This window comes from Chitinimonas sp. (assembly GCF_041904975.1).
Classification (GTDB): domain Bacteria; phylum Pseudomonadota; class Gammaproteobacteria; order Burkholderiales; family Chitinimonadaceae; genus Chitinimonas.
The window spans coordinates 1-11,931 of record NZ_JAYRLZ010000016.1 but is presented as its reverse complement, the minus strand read 5'-3'; the positions used below and the strand labels follow the sequence as shown (position 1 = coordinate 11,931).

At 61.1% G+C, this 11,931-nt stretch carries 13 protein-coding genes; 3 read left to right on the top strand and 10 right to left on the bottom strand.

Features of this window, described 5'->3' with window-relative positions; all coding sequences use genetic code 11:
* The 9 genes from ACE3OH_RS02970 to ACE3OH_RS02930 form a co-directional block, all read right to left on the bottom strand.
* The coding region (locus ACE3OH_RS02970; protein ID WP_374348182.1) for a response regulator at nt 1-735 on the bottom strand (735 nt) is incomplete at its 3' end.
* Between the two features lie 167 nt (nt 736-902).
* Nucleotides 903-1,415, bottom strand: a complete 513-nt coding sequence (locus ACE3OH_RS02965) for a chemotaxis protein CheD (protein ID WP_374348179.1) — start codon at nt 1,413-1,415, stop codon at nt 903-905.
* The gene (locus tag ACE3OH_RS02960; protein WP_374348177.1) at nt 1,412-2,272 is read right to left on the bottom strand and encodes a protein-glutamate O-methyltransferase CheR; all 861 of its coding nucleotides are present in this window, start codon (nt 2,270-2,272) and stop codon (nt 1,412-1,414) included. The genes ACE3OH_RS02965 and ACE3OH_RS02960 overlap by 4 nt, the downstream gene beginning before the upstream one ends.
* The gene (locus ACE3OH_RS02955; protein WP_374348175.1) at nt 2,265-2,798 is read right to left on the bottom strand and encodes a chemotaxis protein CheW; all 534 of its coding nucleotides are present in this window, start codon (nt 2,796-2,798) and stop codon (nt 2,265-2,267) included. The genes ACE3OH_RS02960 and ACE3OH_RS02955 overlap by 8 nt, the downstream gene beginning before the upstream one ends.
* Before the next feature lie 15 nt (nt 2,799-2,813).
* Nucleotides 2,814-4,550, bottom strand: coding sequence for a methyl-accepting chemotaxis protein (locus ACE3OH_RS02950; protein WP_374348172.1), 1,737 nt, complete (start codon nt 4,548-4,550; stop codon nt 2,814-2,816).
* Nucleotides 4,547-6,757 carry a chemotaxis protein CheW gene (locus tag ACE3OH_RS02945; protein WP_374348170.1) on the bottom strand — a complete coding sequence of 737 codons (2,211 nt, stop codon included), beginning with the start codon at nt 6,755-6,757 and terminating at the stop codon, nt 4,547-4,549. The genes ACE3OH_RS02950 and ACE3OH_RS02945 overlap by 4 nt, the downstream gene beginning before the upstream one ends.
* Nucleotides 6,754-7,080, bottom strand: a complete 327-nt coding sequence (locus ACE3OH_RS02940) for a lipid asymmetry maintenance protein MlaB (protein WP_374348168.1) — start codon at nt 7,078-7,080, stop codon at nt 6,754-6,756. The genes ACE3OH_RS02945 and ACE3OH_RS02940 overlap by 4 nt, the downstream gene beginning before the upstream one ends.
* A gap of 13 nt (nt 7,081-7,093) precedes the next feature.
* The gene (locus tag ACE3OH_RS02935) at nt 7,094-7,477 is read right to left on the bottom strand and encodes a response regulator (RefSeq protein WP_374348165.1); all 384 of its coding nucleotides are present in this window, start codon (nt 7,475-7,477) and stop codon (nt 7,094-7,096) included.
* A gap of 62 nt (nt 7,478-7,539) precedes the next feature.
* Nucleotides 7,540-7,911, bottom strand: coding sequence for a hypothetical protein (locus ACE3OH_RS02930; protein WP_374348163.1), 372 nt, complete (start codon nt 7,909-7,911; stop codon nt 7,540-7,542).
* 206 nt (nt 7,912-8,117) lie between these two features.
* Between ACE3OH_RS02930 and ompR the strand changes: the two genes are divergently transcribed.
* The 3 genes from ompR to ACE3OH_RS02915 all read left to right on the top strand — a co-directional run bounded on the left by ompR (nt 8,118) and on the right by ACE3OH_RS02915 (nt 10,812).
* Nucleotides 8,118-8,846 carry a two-component system response regulator OmpR gene (ompR, locus tag ACE3OH_RS02925; protein ID WP_374348160.1) on the top strand — a complete coding sequence of 243 codons (729 nt, stop codon included), beginning with the start codon at nt 8,118-8,120 and terminating at the stop codon, nt 8,844-8,846.
* Between the two features lie 8 nt (nt 8,847-8,854).
* Nucleotides 8,855-10,171: an ATP-binding protein gene (locus tag ACE3OH_RS02920; protein ID WP_374348158.1), complete on the top strand. Its 1,317-nt coding sequence runs from the start codon at nt 8,855-8,857 to the stop codon at nt 10,169-10,171.
* 104 nt (nt 10,172-10,275) lie between these two features.
* The gene (locus ACE3OH_RS02915; protein ID WP_374348155.1) at nt 10,276-10,812 is read left to right on the top strand and encodes an SRPBCC family protein; all 537 of its coding nucleotides are present in this window, start codon (nt 10,276-10,278) and stop codon (nt 10,810-10,812) included.
* Between the two features lie 476 nt (nt 10,813-11,288).
* Here ACE3OH_RS02915 and ACE3OH_RS02910 read toward each other — a convergent pair.
* A partial coding sequence (locus ACE3OH_RS02910) for a hypothetical protein (protein ID WP_374348152.1) occupies nt 11,289-11,931 on the bottom strand: 643 nt, incomplete at its 5' end.

The window sequence follows — 11,931 nt, the reverse complement described above, 5'->3', positions numbered from 1 at the left end:
TTCCTTGACCTCGATGCGACACAGGCCATTGAGGCGCTGCGCAAAGGTCGCGGTGAATTTCTCCGGCATATGCTGAACGATGGCCATGGCAGGGGCATTGGCCGATAGTGCCGGCAGCAATACTTCCAGCGCCTGTACCCCGCCGGTAGAGATACCAAGGCCAACCACCCGCTCGGTGCTGCCTACCGCCGATGGGCCAGTTGGCGCCTCCAGGATCGCATCGGCATTGAGCTTGGGTGTATGAATCTTTTCCGACACATAATTGCCGCCTGGCCGCGCCAGCGGTGGCGTAGTGGCCGGAGCAGGGGCCGGCGGGCGCCGCAAGCGCAAACGGCCACTGGCGGCGTAGGCGGCCTGAATGGCCGATACCAGATCGGCCGAGCTGTCCTGCAGGAAATCACGCACACCGATCGATGGCTTGGTGATGATGCCAAGCGCCCCGCAAGACAGCGCTTCCAGGGTAATGGACGCGCCTTTCTCGCTAAGGCTGGAGCAGATCACCACCGGAGTCGGGCGCTCTGCCATCAGCTGGCGCAGGAAGGTCAGCCCGTCCATGCGCGGCATCTCGATATCAAGCACGATGACATCGGGCCACTGCAGCTTCATGCGGTCTTGGGCAAACAGCGGGTCGGCAGCGGCACCGATCACCTTGATATCCGGATGGCGGCTCAGCTCGTCGCTCATCACCTGTCGAACCACGGCCGAGTCATCCACGATCAGTACATTGATGGTCATCTATCCCTCGCTGCCCGTTTGAGGCTGCCGCTGATCTTTCCCGGTCACGAATACCTGATTCCTATCGACCGGAAGGCGCCGCCATTGCCGCTATATGGCCGACGTTCAGTTATCAAAGCATAAGTACAACATCTGCCATTTACGCGGGACATCACCCGGTATTGTGCCTATTTGCGACCATTTGCCGGCGCCACTAACAGCGCCTGCGGCTGGAACCTGACCCATACATCGCCATTGGCCAGATCGAACACGATATGCCGATGCCCTTGTCCGGCCAAATGCTCACGCGATAACCGGAAACCATGCTCGGCCAGCCATTGTTTCCCGAATTCAATATTGCGCTCTCCCACCGCCGGCAAGGGCCGATCAGCTGCGGCAAGCAGATTGCCGCCACCGAACATCTTTACCTGGTATTCCGCTGGCAAAGTCCCTGCTTGCTGAATATAGAGCATGACCATGGCAAACGCCTCTTCGGCATAGCGCCCATCGAGCGGCTCGCCCTTGCGCGGCTTGCTGCGCGGACGCTGCGGCAGAAGGTAATGACACATGGCACCGATCTGCCGATGCGGATGCCACCAGGTAATGGCGACACAGGAACCCAGCAGTGTACGTATGCGGGTGTCCTTATCCCCCATATACACATCGCCCGGCTGCAAGAAGATGTCGATCTGGAAATTCATCGCATCACCTTGCGGTAGATGGTGGGTAGCACCGGCTCGACCTCGGCCGGCGCCCCGATCAGTGATTCGGAGTGTCCGACAATCAGCCAGCCACCAGGCTTGAGCTTCCTGACGATGGCCTGTACCACCCGCCGTTTCACTTCGGCATCGAAATAGATGATGACATTGCGCAGAAAGATCAGATCAAACAGGCCCAGCTCCGGCAAAGGCATGATCAGGTTGATGCGACCAAGCTGCACCCGGCTGCGCAAAGCGCGCTGAACCAGGATGGTGCCGCTGTACTCATCCACACCCCGCAGGCAAAAGCGCTTGAGATAGTCGGGCGGGATATGTTTGGCACGGTCTGCCGGATACAGGCCGCGCCGAGCGTTAGCCAGCATACGGGCGGATATGTCCGAGCCGAGCACCTCCCAGGCAGCCTGCTCGCCAAGCTCGGCAGCCAGGGTCATGGCAATGCTGTAGACCTCTTCACCGCTGGCGCACGCTGCACTCCATACCCGCAATGGACGGCCCGTCAAGCCAGGCAGCAACTGATTGCGCAGCGCGTCAAAATGCTTCGGCTCGCGAAAGAAATAGGTTTCATTGGTGGTGATCAGGTCAACCGCAGTCTGCCGCTCGTCCGGGTCTCCGCCATCGTCGATCAGCCGGAAATACTCGCTGAAGTTGTTCAATCCGCATTCGCGCAGCCGACGCGACAGCCGTCCATACAGCATCGCGCGTTTGATCGGCGCCAGGTGTATGCCGGTCAGGCGCTCCACCAGCGCCTGGTACATATGAAATTCAGCATCAGTGAGCGCCGGAGGCCCCAAAGCGATCAGGCTGGACGGTGCATCGGGCCGGGCCAGCTTTTTAGTCATTCCCGCCAGCGCCAACACCGGCCAACTCGGCCATCTCATCAATGGACAGCGCATGCTCCAGGGCCAGGACAATCACGAAGCGCTCACCAAGCTTGCCCATGCCGCGGATGAATTCAGCACGCAGACGTGCGCCGAACGCAGGTGCCGGCTCGATATCTTGCGCTGGCAATTCCAGCACCTCGTCTACCGCATCGACGATCACGCCAAGATCATGCCAGGCATCGCCATAAGCCACTTCGACAATGACAATGCAGCTACGCCGACCGATCTGCGTAGGGCTGCGCCCGAATCGCACCGCCAGGTCGATTACCGGCACCACCGCCCCGCGCAGATTGATGACCCCGCGCAGGAAGCGCGGCATCAGCGGAACCTCGGTCAGGCCACCATATTCGATGATTTCCTTGATATGGCGGATTTCCAGGGCAAACATCTCACCGCCGAGGCGAAACGTCAGGTATTGCGGCTGTTCGACAGGCTCGGCCACAGCAATATTGCTGCGCCGATGCGGGGATATGAGCTGACTCATGGCGCCTCCTGGCAGTCAGAACCGGATGAACTTGGTTTCATCAACATCGCCAGCCGGATGCAGCAATACTGCCGGCGTATGCACCAGACCCGAGATGCTGGCAGGCGTGGCAGCAGTATCCGGCCTCGGCACCTGCGGCCGTTTGGCCGGCGTGGCGGCAACAGGCCGGCTAGCCGGCATCATGGTTTTGCCTGGCTGGCCGACTTGCTGGCGGCAATCCCGGCCAGCGCGGCCCTCCTCCTGATCGATCTTCAATCCTTCCAGCAGATCGCGCAGACGTTTGGCCTGGCTGTGCATTTCCTCAGCGGTGGCCGACAGCTCTTCCGATGAAGAAGCATTGCCCTGAGTGCTTTTCTGCAGGAACTGAATGGCATCTTGCACCTGCCCGATAGCGGCGATCTGCTCGCGGCCGGCGGCATTGATCTCGGTGACCAGATCAGCGGTACGACGAATCTCCGGCACCACGTCATCGAGCAGCTGCCCGGCCCGCGCCGCCAGACCGTCCGACTGGCTTGCCAGCGCGCCGATTTCGGCCGCAGCCGCCTGGCTGCGCTCGGCCAGCTTGCGTACCTCGGCCGCCACCACGGCAAAGCCCTTGCCATGCGCACCGGCACGCGCCGCTTCGATGGCGGCATTGAGAGCCAGCAAATTGGTCTGGTAGGCAATCTCGTCGATCACCCCGATCTTGCTGGCGATTTGCCGCATTGCCACCACCGAGGCCGATACGGCCGCGCCGCCCTCACTGGCGATGCTGGCCGCACGGCCGGCCATCTGGTCGGTCTGCGCAACATGGGCGGCACTCTGGTTGAGTACTGCCCCGATATGGGCCAAGGTCGCCCCGGTCTGCTCCAGTCCGGCAGCCTGCTCGCAGGATGTCTGAGACAAGGCGGCAGCTGAAGACTCAAGCTGCATGGCAGCGCGCAAATTGATGTCGGCGGCTTCGCACAGCTCGCGAATGATGCGGTTAAGGCTGTGGCTGGTCGCCACCAGTGCAGCGCTCAGGCTGTGCGTATCGCCGGGCTTGAGCGGCACGGCGCTGCGCAAGTCGCCAGCCGCCATTCTGGACGCTAGCGCCACCGCGGCCTCTGGCTCACCGCCCAGCAAGCGGACGAAGTAGCGAGACGCCACCCAGCCAACCAGCATGGCAATCACGCCGGAGGCAAACGCCAGGGCGATCAAGCGCCAGCCAAGCTGCTGCAGGTCGATCCTGACCTGTCCGGCACGCTTGCTCATCGCCCGGTCATTGAACGCAACCGCTTCATCCAGCACCTTCTCGAAGGCAGCAAATTCCGGTGCATGCAACACGCTGTCTTGCGCATCGCTTTGCTGACCGGACAGCACCATGCCAACCAGGGCGGAAGCCTGATTCAGATAGCTTGCATACACGCGATCAAGGCGCTGCCGCAGCTCTGCCTCACCTTCGAGCGGCGGCGCCTGCCGATAGGTGCGCAACGCGCCCTCCAGCTCGGCCTGGATATCCTTGAGGCGTGCAGCCGCCGGCCCGGTATCTTTGCTGCCACCGGCAAAAGCCAGTTCGGCCAGGGTACGACGATGCTGCAGTGCACGCACATGCGCCTCGTTCAACTGCAAGCCGGCGCTACGCGCCAGCTCCTGCTCGGAGGCGACCTGATTGCCGAGCAGAGCCATCTGCCGGGCGGAAACAGCCATGCCAACGAGCAGCAGTACCGCTTGCACAGCAAATACCAGCATGATGCGCGATGCAAGCGGCAAACGGGCGAACCAGCGCATCATCCATTCCCTTCGCGCACGCCAAGTCGCCGTGCCTCGTACACCGGTACTGCCAGCACGCGATTGCGCTCGGTGGTGCTGGCGCGCTGGATCAAGTCCGGCACATCGAGAATCAGTGCGACGGCACCGCTACCGAGGATGGTCGATCCACCCAGGCCCTTTACCCCTCGGAACAACTGCCCCAGGGGTTTTATCACCGCCTGCAACTCGCCTTCCAGCCGGTCGACCACCAGACCGGCACGATTCATCCCGTATTGCACCACCACCACCGCCTGGCGATTCGGTGCGCTGCCCTCGATATCGAACAGCTCGCGCAGTCGCAAGAATGGCAGCACTTCGCCACGCAGATTGACATAGTGACGCTGGCCATCGGCACTGGCAGGCAAATCCAGGCACTCGATCACCAGGTCCAGCGGAATGACGAAGGTCGACTTGCCGACCGCCACGCGGAAACCATCGATAATGGCCAGGGTAAGCGGCAGACGCAGCCTTACCACCGTACCTTGCCCAAGCTCGGACTGAATATCGATTTCGCCCTTGAGTGCTTCGATATTGCGCTTGACCACATCCATGCCGACACCACGGCCCGACAAGCTGGTCACTGTCTCCGCAGTGGAAAAGCCAGGCTCGAACACCAGCTGGAGTATGGCTTGGTCCGACAGTACTTCATCAGCACCGATCAGGCCGCGCTCGATGCCGCGGGCACGAATGCGCTCTCGATCCATACCGCCGCCATCGTCGCCAACCTCGATCACCACGCTGCCGGACTCATGGTAAGCATTGAGCCAGACCGTGCCATAGTCGGCCTTGCCGGTGGCACGCCGACGTTCAGGCGGCTCGATGCCATGGTCGATGGCATTGCGTATCAGGTGGATCAAGGGGTCGCTCAGCTTGTCGACCATGGATTTATCCAGCTCGGTTTCCTCACCCTCGATATACAGCTGGATGTCCTTGTTCAATTCTTTGGAAGCATCGCGTACTACCCGCGGGAAGCGTCCGAAGATTTCATTGACCGGGACCATGCGCAGACTCAGCGCCTCATCGCGAATGCGCTCAACCAGCTCGCCCAGCGAGGCCAGCGCCTCTTTCAGGATGGCGTCGCCGGTGCGCTCCGACGCGAGCTGCGCTGCAGCACCTGCAATGACCAGCTCACCGACCAGGTCGATCAGACCATCGAGACGTGTCGCATCGACCCTGACCACCCGATGTTCGCGGGTCTTATGGGTCTGCTGTTCTCTTTGCTTGTCCAGCGCAGCAGCGACCGCCTGCGGCGGTACCAATTGCTCCTCGACCAGCAAGGTTCCGAGCGGACGATGATCACCCGAGGCCGCCTGATCGCGTTGTAAACCGAGCACCTCTTCCAGTTCCAGCGGCGTCAGTGCACCGCCGCGTACCAGCAGCTCACCGAGACGGGCCGCACCTTCGGGCATGTCGTGGATCAGCCGGATGTATTCAGTGAGATGGGCATGCGGCGGGACAATACGCACCTTGCTATCGTCGCGGACGAAATCGAACACATTTTCGATGGCCAGCTTGTCGATGTCCGGACCGGCATGGAACTGGATTTCAAAGCCGAGATAGCAACTCTCCGGATCCATCAAATGGGGCTCCGGCAGGTCGTCGTACAAGGTGGTCAGATAGACGATGCGGCCAAGGCCGCCCAGGTAGCGGATGAACGAGGCCGGGTCCATGCCGTTGCGCAGCACATCACGTCCGAATCGCAATGAAATATGCCAGCAGTCCGATGCAACGGCATGATCGTGCCCGGCCTGCTTGATGACCTGCGGGCCGCTGGCAGCGCTGGCCATGACAGGCGGGGCCACATTCTCATGATGCAACTCACGCTCCAGCGCAGCACACAGGCTGGCATCGAGCACCACCGGCGCGCCCTCACGACCGGCATTGACCAGTTCGTCGATATGGTCGCGACAGGCAAACAGCAGTTGCACCAGCTGCGATGACAGCGCCAGCTCGCCTTCCCTGAGCTGGTCCAGCACGCTTTCCAGCAAGTGGGTAAAGGTCACCACTTCGCGGTAGTCGAACAAGCCGGCCGAGCCCTTGATGGTATGGGCAGCGCGAAACATGGCATTGATGCACTCGCTGCGCTCCGGCTCCTTGGCAGTCTCTACCGCCAGCAAGGCTGCATCCATGGCAGCCAGCAACTCGTCGGTTTCCTCATAGAATGCCTGGCGCGCCGCTTCGAGATTCATGCGCCCCCCTTGCCTTCCAGCACCACCGGGTCGCCAAAAATACCGGCCATATTGTAAAGATCGATCAGCGCCAGCACCGCCTTGCTATGCCCATGAAAATGCAGTGGCTTTTCCTGCTGCGCAGCCTCGCGCTTGAGCAATAGCAAGAGTTGAATGCCGGCAGTATCGATTTCGGTCACACCAGCGAGATCGACTTCCAGCTCCGGTGCCAAGTTGAGGTCACCCAGCAGATGGTGCTTGGCGTCGCCGGCCTCATAGATGGTGAAGGCGCCGTCAATACGCACAATGCAGCGCTCGTTCTGGTAAACGGCCGAAATGGTCATGACCGCCCAAGCCTCAGGGTAAAACCAGCTTGGAAACCGCGCGCAACATCTGCTCGGGCTGAAATGGCTTCACCACCCAAGCTTTGGCCCCCGCCATCTGCCCTTCCAGCTTCTTGTTTTCCTGTGCTTCGGTAGTCAGCATGATAATCGGCGTGAAGCGATAGTCCGGGCGCAGCTTCACCGCCTTTACAAAAGCAATGCCGTCCATATTCGGCATATTGACGTCGGAAATGATCAGGTGAATGCGCCGGCCATCGAGCCGCGACAGCCCTTCGATGCCATCGGCCGCCTCCAGCACGGCATAACCGGCCTGCGCCAGGACGATGTGCACGGTTTGCCGAAGGCTGGCGGAATCATCAACGATCAGGATGGTTTTGACGGCGTCGCTCTGCGGCATGATGTGGGACGGTAGTAGAAGTCTTGTCCCATTGTAGGTCACGCGAATGACCGACTGCCAAGTCAGGGCGTGCGCGGTGACGATTCTGCGCCGGCGCCGCCTGCCGGTTCACGCGCCTCGCGCTCTGCCCGCCACTTCTCCATGCGCTGCCGGCGCGCTTCGCGCCGCTGCTCGCGCAGGATTGCGGCCTGTTCCGGCGTGATATCGCCGTTTTTCAGCGCTTCCTGTATCTGCGTTTCGCGGTGCCTGGTGCGGTCTGCCTGCGCCTCCGGGCCAGCCGGATCAGGTGGCAGGTGTTGCAATAGCGGCGGCTCGATCGGCCTGCGCTCAGCCGCAGGGCGCTCCGGCATCCGGTTGACGATATCGTGGCGCTCGATAGGCGGCGGGGCAAATCGCGGCTGCCGTGCACGCGCCGCCGCCTGTCCCTGAGCCATGGCAAGCTCGGGAACAATCAGCAGCAAGATTAGAGGCGCGCGGGACAACATCAGGAATCGGGCTTACCGGAAAATAATGACCAGCTTATGCTGATCCATGCAGCGAAATGGGCGCAATTGTAAACAGGCTTTCTTGCCCTGACCGGCCGCAATGTTTTTTTACATCTGGCACGCTCGCGACATATCGATACCGCTACACTGCCGCCATGAATACGCCCACCCCCCGCAAGATCCTGCTGATCGACGACGATGCCCGCCTGCGCGAGCTGGTACAACGCTATCTGACCGAACAAGGCTATTCGGTCGAGGCCTTCGAGGACGGCAGCCGGCTGGAAACCCGCCTGCAACGCAATCGTCCACACCTGGTGTTGCTCGACCTGATGCTGCCCGGCGAGGACGGGCTGTCGATCTGCCGTCGCTTGCGCGCCCAGGGAGATCAGATTCCCATCATCATGCTCACCGCCCGCGGTGACGATATCGATCGCATCATCGGCCTGGAAATGGGCGCCGACGACTACCTGCCCAAACCCTTCAATCCGCGCGAATTGCTGGCACGTATTGTTGCCGTATTGCGACGTCAGAAAGAGCCGTCCGCCCTGTCAGCGCCATTGACCGAGGGCGAAGTATTCGAGTTTGGTGGATTTCGCCTGGAAATCGGTAATCGCAAGCTCAGCAAGCATGGCGAAGCGATCGCCCTGACCAATGCCGAGTTTGCGCTGCTGCGGGTCTTTACCAATCATCCGCGGGTTCCGCTCAGTCGCGAGCGCTTGATGGAATTGGCGCGTGGCCGCGAGCATGAAGCATTCGATCGCAGTATCGATGTGCAGGTATCGCGGCTGCGCAAGCTGATCGAAGAAAACTCGGCCGAGCCGCGCTATCTGCAAACCGTGTGGGGCTTCGGTTATGTGTTTGTGCCGGACGGCGGTGAGCGCTGATTGCCGGCATGAAGCGCATTCCCCTGCGGTTGTATCCGCGCACGCTGTTCTGGCGGCTGGCTGGTGTAACCGTGCTGGCCATGCTGTTGTCGCTGTCGTTTGTGGTTGCGCTGTTCGCCCATAACCGGCTGCAGATGATCGCCAGCAATGTGGCCGATCAAAGCGGCGAGCTGCTGGCCAGTGCCGAGGATCAGCTGGACGGCATGTCACCGGCGGCCCAGAAAAACTGGATCGAATACGGGCAACCACCCTATACGGCGCATCTGCGCGAGCTCAACACGGCTGAAGCGCCCGCGCCAACCCTGGCGCCACGCACCATGCTGTCGCGCACTATTGCCAGCACTATCCGCAAGAAATTCGGAAACATCGGCGATATCCGCGAGACCAGTCCACCGCGGCGGCAGCTGTGGGTATCGGTGGAAGTACTGGGCAAACGCTATTGGCTGGTGATCCCGCTGGGGCGTTATCGCTTTGATCCGACCGGACAGTTCGCCATAGCGGCCGGTATCTTCACCATTGCCTCGATCGTGCTGGCCGCGCTGGTTTCCTGGCGTATCAGCCTGCCCTTGCGCAAATTGAGCATGGCAGCGGCGCGACTCGGGCGCGGCGAGCATCCGGAGCCCCTGGCGGAGTCCGGCCCCTACGAGGTACAGGCCCTGTCGGCCAGCTTCAACCGCATGCTGGCCGATCTGGAAAGCAGCGAGCGCGAGCGCAATGTCATGCTGGCCGGCATTTCGCATGATTTGCGCACACCGCTGGCGCGCCTGCGCATGGGGGTGGAAATGATGGCCGACCCGAGTTTGCAGGACGGCATGCGCGAAGATGTCGAAGACATCGAACGCATTCTCGGCCAATTCATCGCCTTTGCACGCGGCCTAGGCGATGAAGCTGCCTGCGACTGCCAGCCGGAAGATTTGGCCAGATCACTGCTGTCTCGCTATGCGCGCGAGGGCTGCACGATCGACCTGGTGCTGGCCGACGATCTGCCGATCTTCAAGGCGCGGCCGCTGGCCCTGTCACGCGCGCTCAGCAATCTGATCGACAATGCACGCCGCTACGGTGCGGCGCCGATCAGTCTGAGCGTGCAGCGCGAAGCCGACGCCATCCTGTTTGAAGTGAGCGACCACGGCCCGGGCATCGCGCCGGACAAGATGGCCGAGGCGCTCAAGCCTTTCCACCGCCTCGACAGCGCACGCCGCGCCGATGGTGGCAGCGGACTGGGCTTCGCCATCGTCGATCGGATCGCCCGACTGCACGGCGGCAGCTTGTCACTGGATAACCGCGCACAAGGCGGCCTGAAGGCCACCCTGCACTTGCCGATCTAGGCTCTATCTGCCCTTTCGCACTTCTCTGGCATTTCGGCAACACATCGCGGCGTGGTCGTCCGGCGCTGCCTATACTGGCGCGGTCATCATTTCCGGAAATCACCATGCGCCTGTTTCGTCGCGCCGTACTGGCCATGTTCTGCCTGGTGCTATTGCTGGTTGGCGTCGGCTTTTTGCTGCCGCGTCATTTCAGCATCAGCCGTAGCACCGTTATCCAGGCGCCCGCCGAACGCATTTACGCCGAGCTGGAATACCCGAAAGCCTGGCGTAGCTGGTCAGTCTGGCCACGCCGCGACCCCGCCATGAAAATCAGCTATAGCGGCGCCGAACATGGCGTCAATGCGCGCTGGAGCTGGGAGAGCAAGACCGAAGGCAGCGGCAGCATGACCTTCACGGCCAGCGATCCAGGCCGGCAGCTGGTCTACAAGCTGGAGTTTCCCGAGTTCGGCATGGTGTCGACCGGCAGCCTGTCCCTCGAACCGGTCGCCGGTGGCAGCAAGCTGAGCTGGACCAATGAAGGCGATATGGGCATCAACCCCTTGAGCCGCTATATGGGCCTGATGATGGACCGCATGGTCGGGCCCGACTTCGAGGGTGGCCTGAGCAATCTCAAGCAGCAGCTGGAGAAACCCGCCAGCTGACGCGGCGCTGCTGACACACGCCCGGAAGATTCACATCAGCTAAGCCTGACGGCCCTCCGAGCAACTCCAGGAACGCGTAACAGCAGGCCTCCCGCTGCCGCGGGGCGAAGGTAGCGGGATAAACCGACTGGCAATCGATTCTTCTCTTGCTGCCGCCCAAGTCCCCGATTCCCTGGCACCTGCGGTGCCAGTCGGGAACTCGGCTTATTCCTAGGCTCTGTTGACGTTTTGCCGACGGTCGCGCCGGGTCGAGTTTCGCGGTAAATCAAGGCGGAATGAGTGCGGCATAACAGCTTATGTAAGCGAATGACAACGCGGAGTTACCGCGAAACTCGGCCCGGCCCTGTGGGTTTCGCCGCAAATCCCAGGCGCTGTGTTGTTGCGCACTGAGGTAGATCACTACCTTGCGTGCACAACGCCTTGCGCCTGGCGGCTTTCCGACGAAACGCGATCCGCCGGCAAAACGTCAACAGAGTCTAGTTTCCATGGAGTAACTCGCGGGAAACGGCTGCACTTTGGCGTGTTTGTTCGCCGGTTCTTAGCTTGACTCTGGGTAGTATCACCATGACCTGGAATAGCCCTTCACCATTGATGGAAAACTGCATTCTTCCGCCGATCAGCAATAGCAAGGCATGCATATCGCTTAAGCCGTGGCCGTGTGACTCTTCGCCGTTATAGGTTTGTGCTGCCGGTGTCACGCGTTCTCCGGCATTGAGGCTGTCGAGCTTGATCGATGCAGTATCGGGCAATGCATTGCAGATGGTCAGGTGGATGAATCCGGCTTTCAGCTTCAGGCTGACCTTGACCGGACTATTGTTGTCGGCATGCTTGAGCACATTGGCCAGCGTTTCCCGCAGTGCTTCGTTCAGGTGGAAATGGTAGGTGCTGGCATCGCGCACGGCCTCATCGAATTCCAGATCCAGCAGCAAGCCGCGTGCATCAAGGCGAGACTGGTAAAAGTCGATAATCCGCGTCAATACATCGCCAACGCGCGCCATATCAAAGTCTTCAGTCAGGCTTTTGGCGGTGGCGTCGCGGACATTGCCGATTTGTGCGGACAAATCATTGAGCAAGGAGTCAATTTGCCCGGTATCGGATTGCGCAGGGAATTTCTCGGCA